21 protein-coding genes, 4 pseudogenes and 1 CRISPR repeat array are annotated in these 26,997 nt (G+C 69.9%); of the genes and pseudogenes, 9 read left to right on the forward strand and 16 right to left on the reverse strand.

What is annotated here, in order from left to right; translation table 11 throughout:
* Window positions 1–160: 160 nt before the first annotated feature.
* A pseudogene (locus tag ACIQIB_RS34090) lies at window positions 161–516 on the reverse strand (hypothetical protein).
* A gap of 232 nt (window positions 517–748) precedes the next feature.
* Between ACIQIB_RS34090 and ACIQIB_RS34095 the strand changes: the two are divergent.
* Complete coding sequence (locus tag ACIQIB_RS34095; protein ID WP_400762774.1) at window positions 749–1,369, forward strand: hypothetical protein; 621 nt, start codon at window positions 749–751, stop codon at window positions 1,367–1,369.
* A gap of 10 nt (window positions 1,370–1,379) precedes the next feature.
* Here the strand turns inward: ACIQIB_RS34095 and ACIQIB_RS34100 are convergent.
* The 12 genes and pseudogenes from ACIQIB_RS34100 to ACIQIB_RS34155 form a co-directional block, all read right to left on the reverse strand.
* Window positions 1,380–1,526, reverse strand: a pseudogene (locus ACIQIB_RS34100) (ATP-binding protein); the annotation flags it as partial.
* Window positions 1,527–1,731: 205 nt separating this feature from the next.
* A complete protein-coding gene (locus ACIQIB_RS34105) occupies window positions 1,732–2,544 on the reverse strand; it encodes an NRDE family protein (RefSeq protein WP_400762776.1) in 813 nt (270 codons plus the stop codon).
* Window positions 2,545–2,554: 10 nt separating this feature from the next.
* The gene (locus ACIQIB_RS34110) at window positions 2,555–3,094 is read right to left on the reverse strand and encodes an NUDIX hydrolase (protein WP_363614959.1); all 540 of its coding nucleotides are present in this window, start codon (window positions 3,092–3,094) and stop codon (window positions 2,555–2,557) included.
* Complete coding sequence (locus tag ACIQIB_RS34115; RefSeq protein ID WP_363614957.1) at window positions 3,091–3,606, reverse strand: NUDIX hydrolase; 516 nt, start codon at window positions 3,604–3,606, stop codon at window positions 3,091–3,093. The genes ACIQIB_RS34110 and ACIQIB_RS34115 overlap by 4 nt, the downstream gene beginning before the upstream one ends.
* 15 nt (window positions 3,607–3,621) lie before the next feature.
* Entirely contained in the window at window positions 3,622–4,362 is a 741-nt protein-coding gene (locus ACIQIB_RS34120; RefSeq protein WP_363614955.1) for an aldo/keto reductase, read from the reverse strand.
* Window positions 4,359–4,958, reverse strand: coding sequence for an AAA family ATPase (locus ACIQIB_RS34125; protein ID WP_363614953.1), 600 nt, complete (start codon window positions 4,956–4,958; stop codon window positions 4,359–4,361). The genes ACIQIB_RS34120 and ACIQIB_RS34125 overlap by 4 nt, the downstream gene beginning before the upstream one ends.
* Window positions 4,955–5,569 (reverse strand): 3'-5' exonuclease, encoded by a 615-nt coding sequence (locus ACIQIB_RS34130; protein ID WP_363614951.1) that lies wholly within the window; start codon window positions 5,567–5,569, stop codon window positions 4,955–4,957. Before ACIQIB_RS34130 ends, ACIQIB_RS34125 begins: the two co-directional genes overlap by 4 nt.
* A 10-nt stretch (window positions 5,570–5,579) precedes the next feature.
* Window positions 5,580–6,755: a radical SAM protein gene (locus tag ACIQIB_RS34135; RefSeq protein ID WP_363614949.1), complete on the reverse strand. Its 1,176-nt coding sequence runs from the start codon at window positions 6,753–6,755 to the stop codon at window positions 5,580–5,582.
* Window positions 6,752–7,288, reverse strand: a complete 537-nt coding sequence (locus tag ACIQIB_RS34140) for a nucleoside-diphosphate kinase (RefSeq protein ID WP_363614947.1) — start codon at window positions 7,286–7,288, stop codon at window positions 6,752–6,754. Before ACIQIB_RS34140 ends, ACIQIB_RS34135 begins: the two co-directional genes overlap by 4 nt.
* Complete coding sequence (locus ACIQIB_RS34145; protein WP_400762779.1) at window positions 7,285–8,310, reverse strand: thymidylate synthase; 1,026 nt, start codon at window positions 8,308–8,310, stop codon at window positions 7,285–7,287. The genes ACIQIB_RS34140 and ACIQIB_RS34145 overlap by 4 nt, the downstream gene beginning before the upstream one ends.
* Window positions 8,307–8,606, reverse strand: coding sequence for a hypothetical protein (locus tag ACIQIB_RS34150; protein WP_363614944.1), 300 nt, complete (start codon window positions 8,604–8,606; stop codon window positions 8,307–8,309). Before ACIQIB_RS34150 ends, ACIQIB_RS34145 begins: the two co-directional genes overlap by 4 nt.
* Before the next feature lie 17 nt (window positions 8,607–8,623).
* Window positions 8,624–8,902, reverse strand: coding sequence for an ATP-binding protein (locus tag ACIQIB_RS34155; protein WP_363614942.1), 279 nt, complete (start codon window positions 8,900–8,902; stop codon window positions 8,624–8,626).
* A gap of 740 nt (window positions 8,903–9,642) precedes the next feature.
* Between ACIQIB_RS34155 and ACIQIB_RS34160 the strand changes: the two genes are divergently transcribed.
* From ACIQIB_RS34160 to ACIQIB_RS34170, 3 genes are all read left to right on the forward strand, one after another.
* Window positions 9,643–10,947, forward strand: coding sequence for a hypothetical protein (locus ACIQIB_RS34160; RefSeq protein ID WP_400762782.1), 1,305 nt, complete (start codon window positions 9,643–9,645; stop codon window positions 10,945–10,947).
* Window positions 10,948–10,964: 17 nt separating this feature from the next.
* Window positions 10,965–11,519: a GNAT family N-acetyltransferase gene (locus ACIQIB_RS34165; protein ID WP_363614939.1), complete on the forward strand. Its 555-nt coding sequence runs from the start codon at window positions 10,965–10,967 to the stop codon at window positions 11,517–11,519.
* Window positions 11,520–11,645: 126 nt separating this feature from the next.
* On the forward strand, window positions 11,646–11,861 hold the full coding sequence (locus ACIQIB_RS34170) for a GNAT family N-acetyltransferase (RefSeq protein ID WP_400762784.1): 216 nt from the start codon (window positions 11,646–11,648) through the stop codon (window positions 11,859–11,861).
* Between the two features lie 570 nt (window positions 11,862–12,431).
* Here the strand turns inward: ACIQIB_RS34170 and ACIQIB_RS34175 are convergent.
* Window positions 12,432–12,815: pseudogene (locus ACIQIB_RS34175) on the reverse strand (hypothetical protein).
* A 192-nt stretch (window positions 12,816–13,007) separates the two neighbouring features.
* Between ACIQIB_RS34175 and ACIQIB_RS34180 the strand changes: the two are divergent.
* From ACIQIB_RS34180 to ACIQIB_RS34190, 3 genes are all read left to right on the forward strand, one after another.
* A complete protein-coding gene (locus ACIQIB_RS34180) occupies window positions 13,008–14,054 on the forward strand; it encodes an alpha/beta hydrolase (protein WP_400762786.1) in 1,047 nt (348 codons plus the stop codon).
* A 985-nt stretch (window positions 14,055–15,039) separates the two neighbouring features.
* The gene (locus tag ACIQIB_RS34185; RefSeq protein WP_400762788.1) at window positions 15,040–21,906 is read left to right on the forward strand and encodes an SDR family NAD(P)-dependent oxidoreductase; all 6,867 of its coding nucleotides are present in this window, start codon (window positions 15,040–15,042) and stop codon (window positions 21,904–21,906) included.
* Window positions 21,907–21,977: 71 nt separating this feature from the next.
* A complete protein-coding gene (locus tag ACIQIB_RS34190) occupies window positions 21,978–23,699 on the forward strand; it encodes an acyl-CoA dehydrogenase (RefSeq protein WP_400762789.1) in 1,722 nt (573 codons plus the stop codon).
* 25 nt (window positions 23,700–23,724) lie between these two features.
* Here ACIQIB_RS34190 and ACIQIB_RS34195 read toward each other — a convergent pair whose 3' ends face one another.
* Entirely contained in the window at window positions 23,725–23,949 is a 225-nt protein-coding gene (locus tag ACIQIB_RS34195) for a hypothetical protein (RefSeq protein WP_400762791.1), read from the reverse strand.
* Between the two features lie 331 nt (window positions 23,950–24,280).
* Here ACIQIB_RS34195 and ACIQIB_RS34200 point away from each other — a divergent pair.
* Window positions 24,281–24,391, forward strand: a pseudogene (locus ACIQIB_RS34200) (AAA family ATPase); the annotation flags it as partial.
* Window positions 24,392–24,771: 380 nt separating this feature from the next.
* Window positions 24,772–24,983: direct repeats of the CRISPR family, unit length 29 nt; unit sequence GGGACCAACCCCGCACGCGCGGGGAGCGG.
* Window positions 24,984–25,193: 210 nt separating this feature from the next.
* On the opposite strand, the gene ACIQIB_RS34205 reads toward ACIQIB_RS34200, so the two are convergent.
* Window positions 25,194–26,057 carry a MurR/RpiR family transcriptional regulator gene (locus tag ACIQIB_RS34205; RefSeq protein WP_400762793.1) on the reverse strand — a complete coding sequence of 288 codons (864 nt, stop codon included), beginning with the start codon at window positions 26,055–26,057 and terminating at the stop codon, window positions 25,194–25,196.
* Window positions 26,058–26,111: 54 nt separating this feature from the next.
* Between ACIQIB_RS34205 and ACIQIB_RS34210 the strand changes: the two genes are divergently transcribed.
* On the forward strand, window positions 26,112–26,990 hold the full coding sequence (locus tag ACIQIB_RS34210) for an EamA family transporter (RefSeq protein WP_400762795.1): 879 nt from the start codon (window positions 26,112–26,114) through the stop codon (window positions 26,988–26,990).
* Window positions 26,991–26,997: the final 7 nt, after the last annotated feature.

Consider the following 26,997-nt stretch of genomic DNA (forward strand, 5'->3'; position numbering starts at 1 on the left):
CATTCCTTTACGCGAGCCAGCGGCAACATTAACTTCGGTGCCCGAGCCGGATTGTGCCAGCAGGCCCGGGCCGTGCGGCAGCTTACCCCGCGTGCCACCGGTTCCGGCCGCTCGCAGCGCCGGGCGGACACCTTGGCGGCGAATCCCGGGCGGCGACGCGTCAGGCCGTCCGTTCGACCGCCTCGAAGATGTCGGCGTCGGTCTCCTTCTGCCACTCCGGCAGTGCGTCCCAGTCCGCCACGTATCCCGGCTTCGGGTCCTCGATGTCCTTGTGGATCCGGGCGAGCCGCAGAGCGCGACGAAGCGCTCCTTTCGCTCGCGTGTGAGTCTGGCCGTCGTGCCACCGCTCACGTGCACGAAGTTCCGTACCTGGCCGAACACCGCCGCCGCAGAACGGCGTTCCCAGTCCGGCGTCTCCTCCCATGGGGCGATGTACTCCGGCTTCGGTTCCCCGGGGAAGTGCCGCTTCGCCCCGGCGATCCACGCTTCGCGGAAGATCCGGCTGTTGTTGGTCATTGCCGTTGTTCTCGTCGTCAGGCGGCGCGGGACAGCGCCGAGATTTGGTGGTGCAGTTCGGAGTGGCTATGGCGGTGTAGCTGGCCCCACCCTGTGCGGTTGCGGGTAGCCTGGTTGAATCGGCGCATGGCGGATTGGTCGACGCTCAGCGACGCGTGCGGCTCCGCGGGACATGTCCCGGCTCTGCTGGACCAGTTCGACGCCGATCCGAGGGGCGTCTGGTCCGGAACTGATGGATCATCTGTGCCCGCAGCTGGACACTGCCTTCTCGGCGAGCTTCGCGGCGCTTCCCCGGTTGGCCGCACTCGCATCGAGCTGCGGTCCGCAGGACCGCCGGTGGGTGCTTCTGGCGGCAGGAGCGATCATGGCCTGCGCCCCCAGCGGCGATGACGTGTTCAAGGTCTTCTCGGCGCCGATCGCACATCTGCACCGGGTCACGGACCAGTTCTTGCGTGAAATCGGGGACGCGGAGAACTACGTCTATCTGCTGCAGTCGTTGCTGTCGTTCGAGGGCGTCGAGATCTGGGACCGATGCCTGGAAGGTCTGCGGACCGGGGAGTACGAAGTCGAATGCCCCCACTGCGGCGTCAATATGTTCATCGTGATCGGCGAGGACGAGTGCTTCTCCGCCAGTGACGACTATTCGTTGCGGGAGGTGGAGAAAGTGCCTCTTCAGCCGACGGCGTCGGAGGATCTGGAGGGTCTGGCGAAGCGCCTGCATGACCGGACCCTCGCTGACGGGCAGCAGTTGGTGGCGCGTCGCCTGCCGTATCTGTTCGGCCGGGCGGCCTGCCCGGACTGCGGGACCGTCTTCCCGGTGGCGGACCGGGTTACCGCGAACTGGACGCCATAGCGGCGCTTGGCTATTTCACCGGCTTGGTGTTCTGCCTGGCTTTGGTGTGGGCCAGGCGGTAGGAGTCGGTGCCGGTCTCGATGATCGAGCCGTTGAAGGTGAGCCGGTCGATGATGACCGAGCACAGACGCGGGTCGGTGAACGTCTTCGTCCAGCCGGAACGGACACCGCCTGTTGACCTGGGTCTACGGGGCATCACCCTTCCCACCCAGCCTCCCGCGCATGGCCTGCATGGCAGATTTCGGACGCCCTCTCCAGATGTTGCTGGAAATCACCTATGCCGGTAGCGGGAGGAGACCGGCCCCGGTCGGGCAGCACCGCGGCACCGGCGAGGACCGCCGGTGCCGCTGCAAGTGCTGTGCTCAGCCCGTGGTAGCCGTCCTCACCGTAGGCATCGCCACCGGCTCCAGAACGATCCGGGGCGAAGGACCGGAGCCGGAGACAGCGCCGAAGTCGTAGCGCACCTGCTCGTGTGCGAGGGCGACCATGGAGAGCGACACGGAGCCCCAGGCGCGTCCGCTCGGTGACACCAGGCGGCGTATCAGGGCTGCCGGGTCGTCGGGTGGTAGCCCGTCGCCGCGCGCGATCGGCAACCACTCGCCCCACGCGTCTTCCGGCGACCTGGCTACCGGCTCGGGTCGCGCAACGGCTTGCAGCCGTGCCCGGAAGTGCGCCAGCCGGGCGGCCATCGTCGCGCGGATGCGCGGTGGGCAGGGCTGAGCGCCCGTCCGACCCTCCACGCCGTCGTTGAGCACGACGCTCAGACCGGCGGGCAGCTCGTGGTCTTCCAGGCTGCTGCCGCTCCAACTGGCCACCCGCACCCCGGAGGGCCTGGCGACGATCAGGTGGAACGGGTCGAAGCACTCCAGCTGGAGACCGGCGACTGGCTGGCCACTGACGGCGGTGAGCGGCAGCCCACCCCGGGAGAGCCGCTGCTGCGGGAGAGCGGTGTGGCCGAAGCCGTTGAGCAGGCAGGCCGCCACCGGCCCGGCGCCGGGTGCGACGGCGAGCCAGGTGCCGCCCGCGTCCAGGTCCAGGCCGCCGGTGACGTCGGGCTGGTTCGGCCAGTGGCGGCCGGGCGGCAGCCACCTGCGGTCGGTGTACTCGTCCCGGACGGCGAGCAGGAGAACCGGCACCACCGAGCCCGGGTTGAAGCTGACGAACGCCGTGCACACAGCGGTCCCCCTACTGCTGTCGGCCGTCGTCCAGATAGCGGGCTGCCATCAAGATCCCCAACGAGGCGCCGGACAGGGCCGGTCGACCGTCGCAGGCCGCCTCGACCGCCTCCGGCAGGTCCCACCACTCCAGGGTCATGCCGACCTCCGAGCTGGTCAGCTGCTGCTCGCCGAGGGTGAGGCCGCGTGCAAGGAAGAAGTGCAGCCGGGCGGTGTTGCGGGTCATCAGGGCGACGTTGCCCAGCGGCGTCCACTCCCGGGCGGTGATCCCGGCCTCTTCGCGGAGTTCCCGCCGCCCGGCGTCCTCGGGGCTCTCGCCGGGCTCGACGGTCCCTCCCGGTGGGGTGACGACCTCGCCGTGAACGTACGTGACGGAGCGCACCATGCCGACCCGGCCGCGGTCGTCCAGGGGGACGATCAGGGCGCCGTCCGGATGCTCGGTGACCCACACCTCTCCCGGCTGCCCGTCCGGCCGGGTGACCTGGTCCAGGTGGACGGCCAGGCGGGGCGCGGTGAACACCGTCTCGCGGCCGTGCTGCTTCCAGATCACATCGGCCTGCCGCAGTGCAGGACGACCTGGCGTTCGGTCGCGAAGACGGTGACCAGCGCGGTCAGGCGCGCGTGCATGGTGGCAGACACCTCGTCTTCCCAGTCGGCGAGTTGAAGGAACCGGTGCTCGTCGTGCGCCTCGGACAGCGTGACCGAGTCGGCCTGCTCCCAGGTGAGGGGACCGGTGGAGAAGAAGTAGGTGCTGACGGGCGGCCAGCCCTCGGCCGGCGGGAGGAAGTCCACGCCGACCGGGCAGAGCGGGCCGTCCAGCTTGAGGCCCGTCTCCTCCAGGACTTCCCGGCGCGCCGCCTGCTCGGGGGCCTCGCCGTCTTCGAGGAGGCCGCCCGGCGCCCACCAGCGCTGCGGCCAGCCCTTGGCGGCCCGGCCCGCGCTGTAGGAGTCGTGCAGGAGCAGCAGCTTCCCGTCCGGGTCGAAGAGCAGCACGCCGCAGCCGTGCAGGGCACAGGGCAGCGTCTTGACGAACTCCTCGCGGGGAATCCAGGTCTGCGCCATCGTGGTGCACCCGCCTCAGGTCGCGGGCGCGAAGAGCACGCGCAGATGGGCGGGGTTGGCGGTGCCGGGGATCGGTGCCACCAGCGGGCCGAGGTCCAGCAGCCACCGCAGGGCCGCCGCCGGATCGGGCAGCAGCCCGGCGTTCAGCGGCCGGTACGGCACGTACGGGATGTCGTTGGCCAGGCAGTACGCGAGCGCCGGATCGTCCGGCCCGGCGGCGTTCAGGCAGTTCTGCACGGCGGCGACCGTCACCAGGCCGGCGGCCTCGCGGATCTGCTCGGGGGTCACCTTGGACAGGCCGATGGCGCCGATCTTGCCTTCGGTCCTCAGGTCCTCAAGCTCGCCGACCTGATCGGCCAGCGGCACCGCGGGGTCCACCCGATGCAGGTAGCACAGGTCGATCCGCTCGATTCCCAGGCGGCGCAGGGACGCCTCGACGGCGGCGCGCAGGTACTCGGGGCGGCCCAGCGGGCGCCAGACGTTCGGCGCGGGCCGCACCATGCCGACCTTCGTGGCCAGCAGCAGCTGCTCGGGGTAGGGGTGCAGCGCGCGGCGGATCAGCTCTTCGACGGTATGCGGACCGTAGGCGTCGGCGGTGTCGATGTGCAGGATGCCGAGGTCGTGAACGGCCTCGCGCAGCAGCGCGGCGCCGCCGACCATGTCGGCCGGCTCGCCCCAGGTACCGGGGCCGGTCAGGCGCATGGTGCCCAGGCCCAGGCGGGGGACCTGCTTGCCCGCGATCGTGATCGTGTTCACGCGGCAGCCGCCCAGGCAGCGGTGATCGTCTCGACCGCTACTTCGACGGCGGCGGCGTGCCCGTCGCTGGGCACCGGGAGGTGAGGCACCGCGTAGGCGCCCAGGGCCCGGTGCAGCTGCGCGTCCACGGCCTCGCGGAACGCGGCGTCCGTCCAGTCGGGGTCCTTGCCCGGGTGCTCGGCCAGCGGCAGTGCGGTGTCGAGGAGGGTGGCGAGGAACACCGGCGGGCGGGGGCAGGCCAGCTGCGCCAGGCCGGTCAGGCGGGACAGCGCTTCGGGGTCGGGCTGCTCGTCCCGGTGCTGGACCGCGGCCAGGTAGTACGCGAGGGCGTCGTAGGGGGTGCGGTCCACGATCACGACGTCGGCGGTGAGTTCGGCTTCCAGGGTGGCGTTGGAGGTGGCGTTGATGATCCAGGCGGTGGACTGGGCGGTGTGGCGCGTCATCTTCCCGAAGCCGAGTTCGGCGGCCCGCCTGGCGAAGCCGCCGGTGCGGGCGACGGTGATGCCGGTGGCGCGCAACTCCATCTCGATGCGCCTGGCGAGGGTGGTCTTGCCGGTCGAGTGCGTTCCGGCGATGCAGAGGCGAAGCGGGGTCACCACAGTGTTTGTTCCTCTGAGCTGGGGGCGGCGGGCAGGGGGGCGCCGGGCATCCCGGGCGGGACGCCGGCGGTGAGCAGCGCGTCCCAGGTGTCGTAGTGCCCGGCGAGGGCGATCAGCAGCAGTGCGGTCGCGTGGGCGTCGTAGGCGGCCCGGTGGCGCTGGCCGGCAACGGACGCCAGGTCGATGGCGGTCAGCTCGATCAGCGCGTCGAGGCTGTACCCGCCGGCCTTCGGGTAGGTCGCGCGGGCGAGCCGCAGGGTGTCCAGCACCCCGGCGGGCTTCCAGTGGGGCATGTGCCGCAGCAGCACGCGGTAGTCCACGTGGGCGTTGTGCGCGGCGATCCATGCGCCCTCCAGGTCCGCGTGCACCTGGGGGCGGACCTGCTCCCAGGTCGGCGCTGCGGCCACGTCCTGGTTGGTGATGTGGTGCACCCGGGTGGCGAACCTGGTGATGGGGTTCGGCGGGCGGAGCAGGGTGGAGCGTGTGGACGACGGCACCGGGCTCCCGTTCACCACGGGGATCGCGGCTACCTCCACCAGGTCCGGTGGCTGTCCTCCGTTGCCTTCGACGTCCACGACGAAGACTCGGGGCCAGGTGCCGTAGTCCATCACGGTCTCCTTACTTCGGGTCGGTCCAGCCGATCTCGGCTCGGCCGTGCCGACGGTGGTGGTGCGGCTTGTCACGGTCGTGGACCTGGTAGCTGAAGCCGTGCTGCATGTAGTAGCGCGGCGGTTCGCTCAAGCCCTCGACGATGATGGCGCGTTCGTTCACCTCAACGTCACCGGTCGCCCCGAGAGCACGGGCCTGTTCGGTGGCCGCCTCCAGGCTGGGGGCCTGCCAGGCGTCGCGGCACAGGCCCAGCTGCGCCACCGGGCAGATGTCGCACAACTCCTGGATGCCGTAGTGCCCGTTGTAGTCGGGCACCTTGTGGGCGTAGGCGACCCCGCAGCTGGTCTTCCTGAAGAGGGGCCCGTACGGCTCGCCCCGGTCGTCGGGCCGGCGGAAGGCGGCGAGGATGCGCTGCTCGGACTCCTCCGGCATGATCTTGCGGCGGGCGATGTCCTCGTACGGCATCGGCAGGCCGTGGTCGGCGTAGTACGCGGCGATCTCCTTGCGGAAGAACAGCCCGGTGAACACCGTCGCGTCGGCGTGCCTCGACAGTTCCAGGGCCCGCTGGATGTGATCGTCGGAGTCGTTGAGGCCCGGCACGATCGGCCGCCAGTACAGCACCGTGCGGTAGTGCTCGGCGTGCCGGTGGAGCGTCTGGAGGCTGGCGGCGGCGATCGTCGAGTCAACGGGCTCGATGCCCGGGTGCTGGATGTCGGAGTGGGTGACCAGCATCGTCAGCCGGATGTTGCGGTAGCTGTTCAGCACCGCGCAGTCCTCGGGGTCGACACGCCAGCGGGTGATGACCAGAACGTGGTTGGTCAGGCCCTGCTCGTCCAGCAGCCGCAGCGTGTTGAACGTGTGCGGCTTGACGATCGGCAGCATCGGCTCCGTCGCCCGGTTGAAGATCTGGATCGGCGTGCGGTGGGGCCGGAAGTACTTGTGCCTGGTCAGCAGCTCCACCGCGGCCTCGTCGCTCATCAGGGCGCGGGGCGTCTTGAGCTCGAAGTTGTCGAACAGGTGCCGCACGCAGTAGCCGCAGTCCAGCGGGCAGCCGACGACGTGGTTGAGGGACAGGCCTGACTTGCGGTACTCGATGACCTCGGCGAGTTCCGGCTTGAGTCCCGCGATCTGCTCGGGGGTCAGCAGGGGCAGCGGGCGCTGGGCCCTCGGGGTGGCGGTCGTCATTGGTGATCCTCCTTGATCTCCAGTAACTGGTGCTGGCCGGTGCCGAACCACGTCCCGAAGTCCCGCCGCGCGGCGCGCCGGTCGTCGGAGGTGTGGATCAGGTTCTCCACCAGGCGGTGCTGCGCCCGGGCGGCCGTGAGGCTGTCGGTGCCCAGATCGGCGCGGATGGTGCCCGGCTCGGCCTGGCGGGGGTCGAAGTGCCCGAGCAGGTCGCGCAGCCTCTCGGGGGTGCCCGGCTCGCCGTAGGCGAGCGCCACTTCCACCGGCTGCCCCACGTAGGTGCTGCGCAGGCAGCGGGGCACGTCCACCTCGAAGCGGTCCCGCGTGACCAGCAGGTCCCAGTAGTGGACGAAGATCTGCCAGTCCTCCACGATGACCTGCCGCCGGTGGACGATCCGCGCGGCCGGCTCCAGCCGGGCCAGCACCTGGTCACCCAGACCTCGGCGCACGCAGTCCGGCTTGAGGAGCACCACGCTCCAGCGGGACCAGTCCATACCCCGCAGCGGGTTCTGCTGCTCGGCCTGCTGCGTCACGCGATCTCCCCGGCCGCAACGCGGGTCGGCCAGCGCCGTTCGAACTGCCAGCGGACACCCGGATCCAGCGCGTCGAGCAGGCCCTGATCGACTTGGTCCGTGGGGCAGTTGACCACCTGCCGGTGCGCCTCGAAGAGCAGCAGTACCCGCTGCCAGTACAGTGGCAGGTCCAGGCCGGCGACGTCCCCGGGGGTGTACTGGACCTGGTTGGTACGCAACAACTCCTCGTGCTCCAAGACGGTCCGGATGTGCTTCCACGTGGTGTCGGCGGGCATCACCGGGGCCGCGAAGCGGGGCATCGTGTCGGGGCTCGCTGCCGCCGTCTCGTCCAGCACCTTGCCCGCGCGCTCCAGGTCCCGGATGCCGACGTGCATCGAGCCCACGTGGTGCGTGTAGGAGCCCAGGCGCAGCCCGAGCAGGGCGGCGGCGAACTCCTGGATCAGGGTGAAGGAGTAGACGTCGCAGACCATGCCGCGGTTGGCGTCGTTGGCGCGCATGTAGGTGACCATGTGCAGGTAGCCCTCACGGGCCAGCAGGTGAAGGCCGACCAGGCAAGGCAGGTCGGGGTGGCCGATCCCGTCCAGGTCCCGGGCCTCGAAGATGGGCATGTAGGCCCGCTTGCTGTCCTTCTCGGCCTTCAGCAGCTCCAGCGCCTGGTCAAAGGCGGAAGGCGCACCGTCCGGCCGGGGAGCGAAGATCCGCGCCCCGTAGGACGAGCCGCCGATGGTCACGCCGTCACGCGAGTCGGCCCGGCGACGGTTCGCGTAGTGCCCGATCAGGTCGAGGTTCCGCATGCCGCCCAGGTACCAGAGCGCTTCCGCGTAGTGGTACACGGGGTTGACGGGCCGGCTCGTCAGGTACAGGGCGCGCTGGCGGGGGTCGGTGAGCCGGAAGCTCGCACCGATGATCTCGTGGCTGTCGTTGCCCCGAGCCGAGTTGACGAACTCGTAGGTCCCGGTGACGTGCCGCAGGGCGGAGACGTAGGCATGCTGGAACGAGGGGAACACGGTGGGTGCGATCACACTGAACTCCACTTCTTTGGTGCGGCTTGGGAAGAGCGAGAAGCACGGACAGCCCCACGATCACGACACGGCCTAAGGGGGTCAGGAGGAGGGGCGGGGCGGGCCGGCAGGGCGCCGGCGACGCGCGCCGACCCGTCGACGATCAGCCGCAGCCGCGCACCCGACGGCAGCGGCACATAGTCCGCGTCGACGGCGGCGACGAGCAGCAGGAGGTGGCCGAACAGTTCCTCGGCGAGGTCGGTGAGCACGCTGAGGGTCTGCTCATCCGGCGGCCAGCACACCTGGGCGTCATCCATGATCGCGTCGGCCCGCTTCAGCGCGGCGCGGGCACCGTCACGACGAGGCGGCCCCCGTTCGACGACAGGTAAAGGGAGACGTGGTGCATGCCCGGCGGGCTGTGCCGCACCGCGTTGGCCACCAGCTCGACCGCCACGTACAGCACGTCATCGCGGTCGTCGTCTCCTACGCCCCAGCGCACCAGGGCGGCGCGCAGCATGCGGCGCACGACGGGGATGCTGCTCAGTCGCTTCTCCAGTTCGGAGGCGGTCGCGTCGATCGTCACCCGCTCGACGAGACCGCGGGCGGGCTTCATCACGGCCTCCCTGCGGCGAGGCGGCGGGTGAGGTCTTCGCTGGAACACAGGTAGATGACGGCGGGGGTGCGCATGGGGGTGCTCCTGTGGACGACAGTCGGACGCCGCGCCCGGCCCGTCGGGGGAATCAGGGCCGGCGGCAGCTCGGTAGAGCTCGGATGCGCCGCTGTGAAGTCCGGGCCGCGGTGACGCTCAAGCGGGCCGCCTGCCCGGAGCTGCCGGTCGATCACGTCGGGGGACGCGCGCCGGCGCTGTGGCGCTGACTCTTCCGCGAGGGAGGCAGGGCTCCCGGGCACCGGTGAAGGGGTTGTGTGCCCGGGAGCCCCTGTGTTCGGCTCGGCTACTCGTCGCCGCTGTTGTTCTCGTCGTGGTTGCCGCTGTCGTCGCCGTCGGTGGCGTGGTTGTTGTTGCCGTCGCTCATGGGCTGTCCCTCCTGGGTGGCTGCTGCCGGAGCCGGCAGCGTCGGTGTGTGGTTGCGCCGCCGCAGAGTCCGTCAGGACTCCGTGATGGGGCGCAGGCCCGCACCGCCGCATCGTCGCGGAGGCGCGGAGCAGCAGTCCGGTTCGCCGAGAGAGCCAAACTCCCGCGGTCCACCGGGTGCTGACATTCAGTGAACCGGTGGTCACACAAGCTGGGATAGGCCATTCTGTGGCCGTCGTCTTCATGCACCCCGGACATTTCCGAGGGGTTGACGGCCAGCGGGGGCGAGAAGGGTCGCCTCACCGGACCGAGGAGCGCCGATGGCAACCTTCCGACCGAACTACGCGCTCAAGGCCCTCATGAAGCAGGCGGAGCTGTCGGCGGAGGACCTGGCGAAGGCCGTCAACGCCGCCGGGGAAAAGCGGTTCGGGCGGCCGGGCAGCGCCACCGGTAGGCACGTCCGCCGGTGGCTGTCCGGCGAGACCACTCAGCCGCACACCCACTACCTCGTCGGCCTCATGGACGTCTTCAAGCTGGACGGCGGTCAGCTCGGCTTCACTCTTTCGGATAAAAGATCACAGCAGCTTGCCGGGTTCGATTCAGGCTCTACGCTGCTGGTAGAGAACACCGTTGAGGAGGACCACGTGCTCCGTCGCTCCTTCATGATCGCCGCCACCGGCAACCTGCTCAGCTTCGCCTTCGCCCCGCTCCCAACGTCCGGGCGCATAGGAGCGAGCGACGTCGAACGCATCCGGGAGAGCATCGACCAGCTGCACGCCGTAGACGACCTCTACGGCGGTGAGCAACTGGCCGGCATCGCGGAGTCGTTCGTCAAGCAGATCGAAGACGCCATGGGCAACTGCCTGTACGGGCCCCGCGTCGAGAAAGCCCTGTACCAAGTCATCGGCCAACTCCGGGCCTCGGCCGGATGGTTCGCCTTCGACAGCGGCGACCAGGACCGCGCCGGCAAGAACTTCGACAGCGGCCTTCGCGTCGCCCTCCTCGCTGACGACAAGCAGCTCCAGGCCCGCATCTGGGCGTACATGTCCCGGCAGTCATGGGCGCTCGGCAGGGCGACCGAGACCATCACCATCGCGCGCCTCGCCCTCGACGCCACCCGCAACGCGCGGGACCACCGCCTCAGCGCCCTCCTGCACGGCCGCCTGGCGCTCGGCCACGCCGCCTCCCGGCAAGGTGCCCAGTGCGGCACCGCCCTTGCCCGCGCCGAGACCGCCCTCGACCGGATCGGCACCGCGCCGGCCGACGCCTGGCTCGCCTTCGTCGGCCCGGGGGAAGTGATGGCCGCGGCAGCGATGTCGTATATGGACCTGAAACAGCCGGACCGCGCAGCGCACCAGGAGGAGCAGGCAATGAAGCTCCTCGACCCCGGGTTCCGGAGGAACAAATTCGCGACCGCGGTCCACCTCTCGGAGTGCTACCTCGCCGACGGCCAGGTCGAGCAGGCCGTCAGCATGGCGGGCGAGGCACTGGACCTCTACCCGTCGGTGAACTGCCCGCGCTGGGCCGTCCACCTCGGCCAGGTCAAGGAGAAGGTGGCCGAGGTTGACCTTCCCGACGTCGCCGCTTTCGTGGAACGCTACGACACCGTCACCGCCGCCTCATAAGGAACAGGAGCAGCACTGTGACCGCCGAGCCCAAGACCCTGACCGTCAGCTACCACACCGCCGAGAGCCTGCCGGCCATCGAGTCGCTGCTGCTCGACCTCTACGCCGAGATCTACGCCGCCGAGGCCGCCACCGATCCGTTCTTCTCCGTCGAGCGGTTCACCGACCGCCTCCACCGCCACGCCGACGCCCCACGCTGGGGCTGCGCGCTCGGGGAAGTCGACGGCGCCCCCATCGGCTACGCCTACGGCTTCGCCCGGACCGCCGAATACCGGTGGGCCGGACTCGTCAGCACGGTCCCGGGCGTCGACCTCACAGAGCACGACACCCGCACCTTCGCGCTGTGCGAGGTGATGGTTCGTGCGGACTTCCGCGGCACCGGCACCGCCCGCACGCTGCACGGGGAACTGCTCTCCCACCGGGTCGAGGAGCGCTCGAACCTCCTGGTCGATGAGGAACACCCGAAGGTCCGGGCCCTCTACGAGCGGTGGGGCTACACCGAGATGGGGATCATGCAGCCGTACCCGGACTCTCCCCGCTACGTCTCCATGTGGCGCCCGATCACTCCCTGAGCGGGCGGGCGCTGCCCGCTGGGACGTTCGGCGCCCGCAACAGCGAAGCACGACCGTCTTGGTTCGCGTTCTATGGGCCGGCCGAGCTCCATGCGCTCACCGCGATCGTCCGCGACCGTCTCGGTGATGGTCCGCCCGAACTGGCGCAAGGCCGGAGTCTCCGAGCAGCTCCAGTCGGCACTGATCGACGACCGGCCCGAGGCCCTGGCGGTGCTCCTCGTCGACCCCGACCACCCCAAGGTGCAGAAGCTGTACGAGTCCTGGGGCTACAAGCCGGTCGGCTTCCGGCAGCCCTTCGCGGACTCGCCCCGGTACGCCGTCATGGTGCGCACGCTCCGCTGACTGCACGCAGCGCGGCCCGGACCTTCCGCAGGAAGGTCCGGGCCGCCGAGCCAGCCGAGGCACCGTTTCACCTGGTAGCCGGTGATCTCGCAGGCCCGGTTCTTTCCTTGGGTGAACGCTCGCCATGACGGGACGCGCGTGTTCCCGCCGTGTTCCCGCGGCGGGAACACGTCCCGCGAACCTCAGGCCGTTCCAGCAGGTCAGGACCTATATGAAGATTGGTGCCCGGAACCGGACCCGAACCGGTGAGGCCAACCCCGCACGCGCGGGGAGCAGGCCGAGGTCGTCGCGTTGAAGGGCCGCCGGGAGGGGACCAACCCCGCACGCGCGGGGAGCAGTCTTGCTGACCTGGGACTTTAGCTGGCCGACTGCCCGATCTGTGCAACTTTCAGTGAAACGGACATATCGACCATTCCTTTCCGTGGGTCGGCAGCAACGCCAACTTTGCTGCCCGAGCCGGGTTGTGCCAGCAGGCACGGGCCGCGCGGCAGCCTATCCCGCGTGCCACCGGTTCCGGCCGCTCGCAGCGTCGGGCGGACACCTTGGCGGCGAATCCCGGGCGGTGAGGCGTCAGGCCGTCCGTTCGACCGCCTCGAAGATGTCGGCGTCGGTCTCCTTCTGCGACTTTGGCAGTGCGTCCCAGTCCGCCACGTAGCTCGGCTTCGGGTCCTCGATGTACTTGTGGATCCGGGCGAGCCCGCAGAGCGCGACGAAGCGTCCCTTCTGCTCGCGTGTGAGCCCGGCCGTCGTGTCGCCACGCACCTTCGCGAAGTCCCGCACCTTCCCGAACACCGCCGCCGCGGAACGACGTTCTCAATCCGGCGTCTCCTCCCGCTGAACGATGTGTCCCGGCTTCGACTTCCCGGGAAAGTGCCGCTTCACCCCGGCGACCCACGCTCCTCGGAAGACGCCAGTCGTCGGCCATGGCCATCGCCCCTTCTCGTCAGCCGGCACGGGACAACGCCGAGACCTGGTAATGCAGTTCAGCTCCGGGCCGACGACCTCGACCTGTGACCTTCGCCCGGCAGGTGATTGACTGCACCGCATGGACCTCGCGCGAGCGTTCCCCGCATGCACGGACGTGCTGACGAGCTGTTCCGGCCGGGATGTCGGCCGGTATTCCCTCGCCCGACAGGATGGCCTGGCATGAGCATCGGTGGCATGTCGCCGGAGCCCGGCCCTGTCCCGAAGGCCTGGGAGGCGCCACCTTTCGACCCCGAACTGAGTGCGGCGCTGGCGGCTTTGGGAGACGCGGCAAGGGAGCCGCTCACCCCGGAGAACCTCGCGGCCCGGCAGGAGCGGGATGTTGCGGCCCGGCCCAGGCCGACGGTCCGGGATCTCCGGGCCGGCGGCCGCTTCGAGGTGGACGAACTGCGCGTGCCAGGAACGTCGGACGGGCAGGACGTCACGCTCGTGAGTGCGCGGCCCGCCGGGATCGCCGGGCCGTTGCCGCTGCTGTACTACATGCACGGCGGCGGAATGGTCATGGGCAATGCGTGGTCCGTACTTCCGCAGCTGCTCCACGAATGGGCTCTCACGCTGGAGTTGGCCGTCATCTCGGTCGAGTACCGGTTGGCACCGCAGGCGCAGTACCCCGGGCCGGTGGAGGACTGTTACGCCGGATTCGTCTGGGCGGCCGCGCACGCGGCCGAACTGGGCGTCGACGCGGACCGCATCATTGTCGGAGGGAAGAGTGCCGGCGGCGGACTCGCCACGGCACTCGCCCTGCTCACCCGTGACCGGGGCGGGCCCACGCCGATCGGGCAACTGCTCCTGTGCCCCATGCTCGACGACCGCAACAGCACCTTCTCCAGCCGCCAGATGGCCGGCGTCGACACCTGGGACCGAACCTCCAACGCAACCGCGTGGCGGGCGCTGCTGGGCGACCAGTACGGTGCGGCGGACCTGTCGCCCTACGCCGCCCCCGCCCGCGCCACGGATCTGTCCAGGCTGCCCCCGGCCTACATCGAGGTCGGATCGGCCGAGACCTTCAGGGACGAGGACGTGGCCTACGCCAACGCGATCTGGCAGGCCGGTGGCCAGGCCGAACTGCACGTATGGCCCGGAGCCTTCCACGGCTTCGACACCTGTGCGCCACAGGCGGCCCTCACCCAGGACGCCCGCAACGCCCGTTACCGCTGGCTTCGGCGCATCCTCACCCGGTCCGATGCGAGTAACGGACCTGCCTGCTGAGCGCGTTACGGCGGCCGGGCGATTGAAGTCGGGAGTTCGTCGTCGGTGCTCAGCAGGTCGGGCAGGTGCACTTGCGCACCGCTTCCACGAACTTCGTCGACTTCTCGAACTGTTCGGGAGGAGCCGGCCGTGGAGGCCAAGCCCTTCGAGCTACTGGGACCAACCCCGCACGCGCGGGGAGCAGCTCGGCTGCGGCCCTCTGATCTGCTGGTTCCATGGGACTCTCGGCGGCGGGTGAATCGCGGTTCCGGTGACGCTCCGTGACTCCGGCACGGAGAGTGATCCAGCACCTCGTTTCACCCGCCGCCGACATGCAGCTCGATCCCACGGGCGGCCTGCCCAGCAGCGCGCGGGCGGGGCAGCGGTCAGGTGTTCACCGGTCGGGGTTCAACAGGTCCGCGGCCGCCGGGTGCTGCGCGGGGTTGGTGCGGGTACGGTTTAAGGGAAGGCACGGCCGTATCGGGACTCTGGGGCCCGGCCATCGGGGCTGGGTGTCCGGGGGGTGGGCCTGGGCTGTTGTGCGCTGTTTCGCCTGGCCGCGCGCTCCTTGCGGGAGTGCTTCCGGTTTCACCACGGGAGGTCCGTATGGGCATTGTCCGTATCCGCCTGCACGACGGACCTGAGCAGCTTCCGGCGCGGGGTGGCCGGGTGCGGGTGCACCGGTACGAGTGGTTCTACTGCACCCGCATCACCGAGTAGGCCCCGCCGTGCTTACCGCTCTGTCGCCGGTGAGCCTGCGGGAGACATCCGTATCGTCCGGCCGGGCGATTGGAGTCGCAGGCCCCCGCGGAGGCGGTGAGGCGGATCTGTGAGGCGTCGTCGGCTCCGGAGTTCCCGCGGGCTGCCGTGTCCGGCCCGTTCTCCGAGCGTACGAGTCACCGCTGTCCTGGGTCTGTGCGTACCGGCCCGGAACCCAGGGTCTGCCAGAGGGTGAACGGCCAGCTGTTGATGGCCGGCGTCGCCCTGGATAGGAAGGATGAGCAACATGTTCACGGAGCGTAAGCCGATTGCGATCGTGGGAATGGCTTGCCGGTTTCCGGGCGGGGTCGAATCACCGGAGGATCTCTGGCGCCTTGTCACCGATGAGACTTGCGTGTCGGAACCGTTGCCTCGGGACAGAGGGTGGGATCCGGAGCAGTTGTTCGATTCGGACCGCGGAGCGGGCGGGAAAACCTATGTTCGTAGTGGTGCCTTCCTGACGGATGTGGCCGGGTTCGACGCTGATTTCTTCGGTATCAGTCCGAGGGAGGCCCTGGGGATGGATCCTCAGCAGCGTCTGCTGCTGGAGTGTGCGTGGGAGGCGTGCGAGCGGGCGCGTCTGGACCCGCGGGTACTGCGGGGGACAAGGACCGGGGTCTATGTCGGTGCCACCGAGAGCGGCTACGCGGCCTGGGCGGAGCGGGGTGGTACCGAGGCCGATGGGTACCTGGTGACGGGCAGCACTCTGAGTGTGGCTGCCGGCCGCATCGCCTACGTTCTGGGTCTTACCGGTCCGACTCTGACGGTCGATACGGCGTGTTCGTCGTCGTTGGCGGCTCTGCATCTCGCGGTGCGTGCTCTTCGGGCGGGCGAGTGCTCCATGGCGCTCGCCGCCGGGGTGACGGTGGGTGCCGGGCCTCAGTACCTGCTGGAGTTCAGCCGTCAGCAGGCACTCGCTGCCGATGGGCGCTCGAAGGCCTTCGCCGCGGACGCCGACGGATTCGCTCTGGCCGAGGGGGTGGGGACCCTCTTGCTGGCCACACCGCTTGAGGCGGAGCGGCTGGGGCTGCCCGTACTGGCGATGGTCCGTGGATCCGCGCTCAACGAGGACGGTGCGAGTCAGGCACTGACCGTTCCGAGTGGGCCCTCACAGCGGGAGGTCATCGCACTGGCTCTGGCCGACTCCGGGCTCGTATCCGCAGATGTGGATGCGGTGGAGGCCCATGGCACCGGTACAGCGGTGGGCGATCCGATCGAGGCCTCATCGATCGCCGCGACCTACGGCGCCGGGCGCCCGGTGGACCACCCTGTGTGGGTGGGGTCGGTGAAGTCCAACATCGGCCATTCCCTGGCCGCTTCGGGTGTCGCCGGAGTGATCAAGATGGTGATGGCCATGCGGCATGGCATTCTGCCCAGGACATTGCACGCGGCCGATCCTCACTCCGGAGTCGACTGGACGGCCGGTGGGATGCGCCTGCTGAACGAGCAGCGGCCCTGGCCGCGGACGGGGCGGCCCCGCCGGGCGGGGGTTCTCGGGTACGGGATCAGCGGTACGAACGCGCATGTGATCCTCGAAGGTGTTCCGTCGGCTCCGGGCCGGCCGCAGCCCCGGTCCGGGGTGGAGGCGGATCCAGGGGTGTGGCTTCTGTCCGCTGACGGTCCCGAAGCGCTCCGGGAGCAGGCCCGGAGGCTGGCTTCCGCAGTACGCGGTTCCCCGTCCCCGAACGCCCGGAGTCTGGGGCGGTCGCTGATCACCACCCGGACGTCCTTCGACCACCGGGCGGCGGTGGTGGGGACGGATCCGGAGTCCTTCCTCGCCGCCCTGGACGTGCTGGGCAGGGGAGAGAGGGATCCCCGTGTGGTGACCGGGGTCCGCCGTGACGAGCCCGGTGCGGTCTTCGTGTTTCCGGGCCAGGGCGCGCAGTGGCCTGGTATGGCGCATGAACTGCTCGCTACTTCACCGGTGTTCGCCCGTTCGATGCAGGAGTGTGCCGAGGCGCTGGGCGAATTCGTGGAGTGCGACTTCATGAAGGTCGCCCGCGACATGGATGTTCCCGAGCGTGTGGATCTTCTCCAACCGCTGCTGTTCGCCGTCTCCGTCTCCCTGGCCAAACTGTGGCAGTCCTACGGTGTGAGCCCGGCCGCGGTCATCGGACACAGCCAGGGCGAGATCGCCGCCGCGCATGTGGCCGGTGCGCTGAGCCTGTCCGACGCCGCCCGTGTCGCCGCGTTGCGCAGCCGTGCGCTGGTGGCCATCGCCGGCGAGGGCGGCATGGTCTCCTGCACGGGTAGCGGCGTGGACGCACTGCGCCGGTACGCGGCACGGTGGGGAGGGCAACTGGAGGTCGCCGCCGTCAACGGGCCCGGCAGCGTGGTGCTGGCCGGTGGCAGGGACGCCATCGAAGAACTCCTCGCCCAGGCCGAGGCCGACGGTATCGAGGCGCGACGCGTCAATGTCGACTACGCCTCGCACTCTTCCGCTGTCGAGGCGGTCCGCGGACGGATCCTGGCGGATCTGGCCGCGCTTCGGCCCCACGCGCCCGAGACCCCCTTCCTGTCGGCCACGACCGGAAACGACATCGGCGATGCGCTGCTGGACGCGGACTACTGGTACCGCAATCTGCGGCAGACCGTGCGCTTCGACGAGACGATCGGAGCGGCCCTCGCGGCCGGGCACCGTCTCTTCCTGGAAATCAGCCCCCACCCCCTCCTGGCGCCGGGGATCCACGAGACCGTGGACGGCGCCGCTGGCGACGCGACGGTCCTCACCACGCTGCGGCGCGACGACGGGGGGATGCCCCGGTTCCTCACCGCGCTGGCCGAGGCCCACTGCCATGGTGTGCGCGCCGACTGGAGCTGGGCGACGTCCGGGGGCGAGGACACCGACCTGCCGACCTACGCGTTCCAGCACAAGCGCTTCTGGCTGACTCCGCCGAAGAAAGCGGCCACTGCCGCGACGGCGGGACTGCGTACAGTGGAGCACCCGTTCCTCGAACTCGAGATCGACACCGCCCAGGACGGCGGCCGGATCCTGACCGGCAGGCTCTCCCTGCATGCTCATCCCTGGCTGGCCGACCACGCGGTCAAGGGCAGCGTGATCCTGCCCGGCACCGCGGTCATGGAACTCGCCCTGCAGGCCGCACAGCAGATCGGCCACGCACAGGTCAGTGATCTCACCCTCCTCACACCGATCGTCCTCCACCCGACGCAGGACCTGCTGCTCCAGATCGTCGTAGGCCCGGCGGACACGGCGGAGCAGCGCACGGCCACTGTCTACACCCGCGGAGCGGACGCTCCCGCCGACCTCGCCTGGGACCGGCACGCGCAATGGATCCTGGCACCCGGCGGGGAAAGCGCTCCGGAGACGACGGCACCATGGCCTCCCCACGACGCGGAGCCCGTGGCGCTCGACGGCTTCTACGAGCGGCTGGAAGCCGTCGGGTACGAGTACGGACCGGTGTTCCGGGGGCTACGGGCCCTGTGGCGCCACGGCGACCACCTCTACGCCGAAGTACGGCTCCCGGAGGAACAGCACGACACGGCCCACAGGTTCGCCCTGCATCCCGCCCTGCTGGACGCGGCCATGCATCCGCTGCTGTTGAACCTGCGCGATCCCCAGCGAGTGGAACTGCCCTTCAGCGTCGGCCGGCTGCACCTGTACGCCTCGGGTGCCACCGAGCTGCGAGCCCGCATCTCCGCCTCCGCCGGCGGTCCGGCGTCGGTCACGGTCACGGATACCGCGGGCAAGACGGTCGCATCACTGAAGGATCTCACCCTGCGCCCCGTGGGAGAGCAGCGGCTCAGCCGCCGCGACAACGCGTTCACCCAGGTATGGCGGCCGCTGCCGCTGCCCGCGCAGGCAGCGGTACGGAGCCGGCCGGACGTGGACGTCCTTGAGGTCCCGGTCCTGCCCACGCTCACGGAGCGGTTGTTCGCCGTTCTCGTGGGAGTCAGGACACACCTCGCGGACGGGAGTTCCCCGGTCGTCATCACCCGCCAGGCCGTGGCAGTACAGGAAGGGGAGGACATCGGCGACCTCGGTGCTGCCGCCGTGTGGGGACTGGTCCGTACCGCGCAGAGCGAGCACCCCGGCCACATCACCCTCGTCGATCTCGACGACACAGAGGCCTCCCAGGAGGCCCTCCACCTCGCGCTGGCCTCGGGCGAGCCCCAGATCGCGCTGCGTAAAGGGCTCGCCTTCGTGCCCCGCCTGGCCACGCTGGACCCGGCCGCCCTGCTCACCCCGCCACCGGGCGCGACGTCCTGGCAGCTCGCCCCGGGGGAAGGCAACACCCTTGAGAGCCTGCGTCTGCGGGAGGCACCGGAAGCAGCCGTACCGCTCTCACCCGAACAGGTCCGCGTCGATGTCAGGGCGGCGGGCCTCAACTTCCGCGATGTGCTGGTGGCGCTGGGCGTGGTCGACCCCGGAGCCAGCCTCGGGCGTGAAGCGGCGGGAGTGGTCACAGAAGTCGGATCCGCCGTGGATTCATGTGCGCCCGGCGACCGCGTCATGGTGCTATTGGTGGGCCGTGACCGCACAGCCAGTGCTTTCGGACCCGTGGTCGTGGCAGACCACCGGGCGGTGTCCCCGATCCCGGACGGCTGGACGTTCACCCAGGCGGCCGGGGCTTCGGTGGCCTTCGCCACCGCCTCATACGTGTTCGAATTCCTGGCCGCTCTGAAACCGGGCCAGCGTGTCCTCATCCACGCGGCCACCGGCGGGCTGGGGATGGCGGCGGTCCAGCTCGCCAAGCATCTGGGTGCCGAGGTCTTCGCCACGGCCAGCCCCGCCAAATGGGACACCCTGCAAAGTATGGGCATCCCTCTCGACCACATCGCCTCCTCCCGCACCCTGGAGTTCGAGCAGGCCTTCCTCACCGCCACCGACGGGCAGGGCATGGACACCGTGCTCAACAGCCTGTCCGGAGAGTTCATCGACGCCTCCCTGCGACTGCTCCCGCGCGGAGGCCACTTCATCGAAATGGGCGTCACAGATCTGCGCGACGCAACGGACGTCGCCTTCCGGCACCCAGGTGTCAATTACCTGGCCTCCGACCTTCTCGACATCAGGCTGGACGAACTGCGCACCGTACTCGGCCGTCTCACGGAGCACTTCCGCGCCGGCGACCTGACGCCCCTGCCCACGAGGGTCTGGGACCTGCCCCACGCCCGGTCGGCGTTCCAGACCCTCAGCCAGGCACGGCACACCGGCAAACTGGTCCTCACCATCCCCCGCACCATCGACCCGAACGGCACCGTGCTGATCACCGGCGGTACCGGCAGACTCGGATCCCTTCTCGCCCGGCACCTCGTAGCCACCCACCAGGCCAGGCACCTGCTCCTGACCAGCCGACAGGGCGGGAAAGCGCCCGGAGCCCCCGCACTGGCCCAGGAGCTCTCCGCCGAAGGCGCGACGGTCGACATCGTCTCCTGCGACGCCGCGGACCGCGACGCCCTGGCCGCCGTCCTCGCCACCGTCCCTGCCGAACACCCCCTCACCGCCGTCATCCACACGGCCGGCGCCCTGGACGACGCCGTTTTCCAGTCCCTGACCAGCCGACAACTGGACAGGGCACTGCGCCCCAAAGCCATCGCCGTCAACCACCTGCACGAACTCACCCAGGACGCCGACCTGGCAGCCTTCGTCCTCTACTCCTCCGCCTCGACCGCCATCGGCCAGGCCGGCCAGGCCGGCTACGCCGCCGCCAACGCCTACCTCGACGCCTTGGCCCACCACCGCCGCGCACGCGGCCTGCCCGCCATCTCCATCGCCTGGGGACTGTGGGCCGACAGCAGCGCCATGACCAGCCACATGTTCACCAAGGACAGCTCGACGGACCGCGCCTCACGGACCGTCTACCGCCCCCTGTCGGCCGACGACGGACTCGCCCTCTTCGACACGGCACTGGCCGTCCAGAGCCCCTACCTGCTCGCGGCTTCCTTCAAACAGCAAACCCTCCAGGCCCAGGCCGAAGAAGGATCGCTCGCCCCGTTGCTGCGTGACCTCACCCGCGCTCCTGCTGTCCGCCGGACCACGGAGGAGAAGGACCTGTCGTGGCCACAGCGGGTCCGCGACCTCCCGCACGAGGAGCGTCTTGAGGAACTGACGACCCTGGTACGCGCCCTCGCGGCCGACGTCCTGGGCCACCCCGACCTCCAGGACATCCCCAGCGGGCGCTCGTTCCGCGACAGTGGATTCGACTCACTGTCCTCCGTGGAACTGCGCACACTCCTGGCCAACACCACCGGGCTGCGACTCGCCCCGTCCGCGGTCTTCGAATACCCCGACCCACTCGCCCTCGCCCGTCACCTCGAAGAACAACTCGCCTCCGAGCAGGGCACCGCTACCACTCCCCCCACGCAAGACCAGGAGGACACAGTCCTCATCACGGAGTTCACCACCGCCGTCGAGAGCGGAGACACCGAGACCGGAATGCGCCTGCTCCGCGCCGCCGCCCGCCTGCGCCCCACCTTCACCACCCCCGAACCCTCCGACCTGACACCCCCGGACCAGCTGTCCCACGGTACGCAGGCCCCCGCGCTGGTCTGCCTCCCCTCACTTCCCTCGACCCCGCAGCGGCCGGAGTACGCGCAGCTGGCAGCGCACCTGGGCAACCACGAGATGTGGTCCCTCCACTATCCGGGCTACCACCCGGGGCAGGGCCTCCCGGAATCACTCACCACCCTTCTCGACATCCTCGTTGATGCCACCGCGCAGATCACCGCGAAAAACAAGCCCTTCGTTCTCCTCGGACACTCCTCCGGCGGCTGGATAGCACACACACTCGCGCAGCGCCTCGAAGAACACCGTCACCCGGCGAGCGGCCTGATCCTCCTCGACACCATCCCCGCAGCCGACACCCGGCACGAAATCTACGAGGCATCGGCCGGCCGTCTCGCCCAAGCCGTCGCCGGCGGCTTCTACGGCACCGCCGCACTCACCGCAACAGCGGCCTACGTCCAACTCATGGCCCACTGGACACCGACCCCCATCGACACCCCGACGCTCTACCTCCGGGCGACCCCCAGCCTGTCCTGGCCGGTACCCCACACACTGCGCCAAGCCACCGGCGACCACTTCACCATGATCACCCAGTACGCCTCCCACCAGGCGGACACCATCCAGCAATGGCTCCCCACAACCGTCCTCTGAGCGGGGCAGTCAGCCCTCCGGCACCGAAGGCGTCCTCAATCCCCTTCGCCCGACAGCCCTGGAGCACCGCGATGACCCACACCTACGACCCCGACCTGGTCAAACTGATCGGCACCGCAACCCAGGCGTCCGGCGGCGTCCCCTACGAGGCACTGCTCCGGATCACCGCCGCGCTGCCCTCGAACACGCCGCTGCTCGCCGACCATGACCGTCTGCGCTCCTTGCTCGAACTGACTGCCATGGCCGACCCCCGACTGTTCCACGTGATGTTCCTGCACCACTGCATGACCATCGGGCCGGCCCTCGTCTGCGGAGCCACACCCGAGGACATCACCACATTGACGACGGCCCGCGCGGTCGGCGCGGCCCTGATAACGGAAATCGGCCGGGGGAGCAGCATCGCGCATACCCGGACCCGCGCCCGCTGGGAGCCGTCAACGCGGACATTCGTTCTGCACACCCCGGACGCGGCCGCCGCCAAGTTCCCTGTGAACGTCGCCCAGGACGGCGTGGAGCGACTCGCGGTGGTCAGTGCCCGCTTGGACATGGCAGGGACGGACCGCGGCACGTTCTTCTTCCTCGTCCCCCTCCGCGACGAAACCGGACCCTGCGGCGGCATCGCCATCCGCCCGCTGTCCCCGACAGCGCTTCTCCCGCTGGACTACGCAACTGTCCGATTCGACAACGTCCGGGTCCCCGACGAACGCTGGCTCGCCGACGGCGCGACCATCACAGCGGACGGCTCGTTCCACGATCCACTGGGCAGTGCCGACGAACGGACCCGCCGCAGCCTGACCGTGGGGAGATTCGCCTGGGGAGCGGTTACCGCAGGACTCGCGGCGGCCGCCCGTGCAGCAGTGGCGATCGCCCTGCCGCACGCGGCTCGGCGACAGACCGTCGACCGATGGCACATCAGGCGGCCCGCGCTCGACCATCTGCACCAGCAGCGGCTTCTGTTCGGTGCCGCGGCCAGAGCGAAGGCAGCCACTGCCCTGGCCCGGCAGGCCACCCACCCGAGCTGGCACATCCCGCCGGACAGCGGCAGCAGCGCTCCCGGAGCCACGCCCTCGGTCATACGCGGCCTCGGACTGGCGAAGGTCACCGTCGATCGGCTCTCGGACAGCGCCGTCGACCGCTGCCGCCAAACGGCAGGCGCACTCGGATTCTTCTCGGAGAACCGGCTGATCGACTATCAGGCCCTGACGATGGCCTTTCGGTCCGCCGGTGGCGACAACCGCCTCATCCTGCTCGACGCGGCCTGGTCGATGGTTCAGGGAGTGGAGTACGAGCCGCCCGCGGAAGAACCCGGCCCCGAGCTCTCCGACCTGGAGAACCCCCTCACCCTCACCCGTCTCTTCCGCAGACGCGAGGGTCGGCTGCACACTGAACTCGCCCAGCGGTTCGCCGCCGCGACGGCGGCAGGCCTCACACCGGACGAGGCATGGAACAACCTGTCCTCCCATGCCGAACAACTCGCCCTGGCCCACAGCACCCGAATGCTGTCCGAAGCACTGCGCACCTGCCCCGATGCCGGGGAACCTCTTGTGCAGGACCTGTACCAGCTTCTGCGACTCGAACACATCGCCGCCGACCTCGCCTGGTACCTCGTCGAAGGCTATCTGACACCGTCGCACGCCCGCGCCCTGCCCGAACTCATCGACCGCCTCTGCCGCAGGCTCCACGATCAAGCACCCCAGGTGGTCGACGTGATGTCCGTGCCGACCGAACTGATTCGCGCCCCGCTGGGAGACCCCGACTATGTGACCTCGATGGTCGGTGCCTGGACCTCCTAGCGGCCAACGAGTTCACGATGACCCTTCAGAGCGACTCGGGCGTGCGTCTGAAGGACGAGGAGAACCACTGCCGGGGGACCTTGTCGCCCCGTTGCTCGCAGACGAAGGCATCACCGAGGACACCGACCCGACCGACCTGCCCACCCTCCAGGCCACCCTGGACCGCGCCGTCGCGGCCGCCCTGCTGCGCCAGGTCGTCGCCTCCATCGCCGCCGCCGCCGAGACCGAGCGCGCCGCGACCGACGACCACCGACCCTCGCCCGTAAGGGCCGTGCCCACCGCTCGGTCCAGAAGCCGGGCCGGCCGAGCTCCACGCGCTCACCGCGATCGTCCGCGACCAGATCCGCATACGTGTCCACAGAAGGTCCTTTCGAAAACCGGGCGCACCACGGCCACCCGCGAACGATCTCCCGAGGACTATGGCTACGCCCCCGCTCCCCGCACATCGGTCATCTCACCGATACGCGTTCTCGCAGCCTCGGCGTGCGGGATCGTGTCGGGCTTCGGGAGGGTATGGGGCGAATCGCGGGTCGCCGTGGGTGACCCGGGTGCAGAAGCAGGCGGTGACGGCGAGGCGCGTGGCCGTCGTCGACCGCCGCACCTTCAACGGCACCGTCATCGGAACCGGTACCGGTTCCTACCGCCTTGCCGGCACCCGTGCCCGAGCCGAAGAGTCCGCCGGGGCCGGCTGATTTCCTGTGGCTGAAGGTCTGTTCTCGACCTTGGGCGAAGGGGGCGCGCGCCGCCTGTGTTCTCCGAGCTCTACCATCGGGCGTGTCATAACGACGGTCAGGGGGCGTGATGAGGCAGGACTTTGTGGAGCGCATACGAGCGTGGAGCACGCGGCGAAAGATCCTGATCTATCTGATCGCGCAGTTCGTCCTTTTCGGCCTGATCATCACGACCATCCGTGTCTGGGACATTGATATACCCCTCCTGGCTTACCTCGGGCCATGGCTCGGCACAGTCGCAGGAGGGCTGTTCGGCATGTCCCTCGGATTGAAGAGACCAGCCCGGTAAGGCTCGGCCACGCCAGGTGCAGCCGGGCCACGCGCCAGGCGCCGTCAGGTTTGGGGCCAACCCCGCACGCGCGGGGAGCGGAGACCACCTGAAAGGATCTGCCCCACCGGGGAGGGACCAACCCCGCACGCGCGGGGAGCGGGGCCGGTCCACCATCGTCGCCGCCCTGGTGACGGGACCAACCCCGCACGCGCGGGGAGCGGGCCTCCGTGCATCGCTTCCGGCTCCTAACCGGGGGACCAACCCCGCACGCGCGGGGAGCGGTCTTGGTGACCTGCGGGTTTACCTTGCCAGGTGGCCAGTTCTTGCTAGTTTCATCGAAACGGACATACCGCCCCATCTAGGTTTGCATGCCGCGCCCGCACCACCTGGCGGCGGAACTGCCGGGCAGTACCAGCCTACTGGCGATCCGCGAGGCCGGTTCGGCTGAACGATTGTCCAACAGGTTCGCCCCCGAGCGACGACTACCGCCCATCAATACGCGTGATCCGCCGTCACGTCCGCCGAGAGGTTCAGCGCGTGCTCGGCCGTCGGGCCCCGGAGGGCGAGCAGGGTGAGGGTGAGGGCGTCGATGGCGGTGAGGTGGGCGATGCGGCTGGCGGTGGTTTCGAGGCCGAAGACGAGGTCCTGGCCGCCGGCGACGAGGGTGTGGGTGGCGGCGTCGCTCAGGGGGGAGCGGGCGTAGCTGGTGAGGGCGATGACGTTCGCGCCGGCGGTGCGGGCGCGGCGGGCGGTGTCGACGACCGTTTGTGTCGCGCCGGTGTGGCTGATGGCCAGGCAGACTGCGGTGGGCGGGAGTTGTGCGGCGGCGAGTTGTGCGGTGAGGGGGTCGGCGGGGGCGTCGACGAGGATGCCGAGGGCGCGGAGGCGGTAGGCGGCGTCGAGGGCGACCGCGCCGGAGAGCCCGGCGCCGACGACCACGACGTGGCTCGCGGCGTCCAGCACCTGTGCCGCCTCCCGCAGGTCGTCCGCCGTGAGGGTGGTGGTCATTCCGTCGAGCGTTTCCCGGGCGGCGTGGATGGTGCTGGCGAGTGCGCGGGCGGCCGGGTCCTGGTCGTCGGACGGGGTGGGGGCCGGGTTCGGCGCCTGGCGGACGGCGGCGATCTTCAGCTCCTGGTAGCCCCGGAACCCGAGCCGCTGGCACGCCCGGACCACGGACGACGGCGCGGTGCCGGCCAGTGCGGCGACGTCGCTGACGCTCAGGTGCACCAGGTCGACGCCCCGGTCGAGGACGACCTGGGCGACGCGTGCCTCGGTGCCGCGCAGGTCGCCGAGGTGGGCGCGGATGTGCGCGGCCAGCTGGGATTCCAGAACAGAAAATTCGGAACGCTCTTCCATGGATCTAGGGTAGCGTGGAATTCAGTTCCAAGCCCATTGGAGGTGAGTTTCGCCATGCCCGCACTCGCATCCGTGCTGCCGAGCGGTACGGCGGCCGTGCCCGTGGCCGTCCTGGCCGCGGCGGTCCTGCACGCCGTCTGGAACGGGCTGGCGCATCGGATCCCGGACAAGCTCGTCGGCTTCGCCCTGATCAACCTCACCTATGCCGCCTGCGCCGTCGTGCTGGTCGCGTTCAACCCGCTGCCGGCCGCCGCGGCCTGGCCCTACCTTCTCGCCTCCGTGGTGATGCAGGTGACGTCCCAGATACTTCTGCTCCGGGCCTACCAGCTGGGGGACTTCGGGCAGATGTACCCGATCGCCCGCGGGTCGGCGCCGCTGCTGGTGGCCCTGCTGTCCGCGACGGTGCTGGGCCAGGCTCTCGGTGGCGGGGAACTGCTCGGCGTGCTGGTGATCTCCTGCGGCCTGATCGGGCTCGCCCTCGCCAAGGGGATACCCGGGCGGGCGCAGCTGCCCGCTCTCGGGGCGGCCGCCGGTACCGGGGTGATGATCGCCGCTTACACCGTGCTGGACGGCAGCGGCGTACGGCACTCCGGTACCGTCGGCGGCTACATCGCCTGGCTCTTCCTGCTTCAGGGCCCGGCGTTGGCGCTGATCGCCTGGGCCCGGCGTGGTCGTTCCCTCGTCGAGGGGATCCGGCCGGTGGTGCCGGTGGGCATCGCCGGTGGCGTGCTCTCCCTGACCGCCTACGGACTGGTGGTCTGGGCGCAGTCCCGAGGCAACCTGGCGACCATCGCCGCCCTGCGCGAGACGAGCATCGTCATAGCCGCGCTGCTGGCCACGGTGGTCTTCCGCGAACGCCTCGGGCGGCTGCGGATGGCGGCCAGCGCCACTGTCCTGGCCGGGATCGCCGTCCTGGAGTTCGCCCGCCCCTGAGAGACCA

This window comes from Kitasatospora sp. NPDC092286, assembly GCF_044755565.1.
Lineage (GTDB): Bacteria > Actinomycetota > Actinomycetes > Streptomycetales > Streptomycetaceae > Kitasatospora.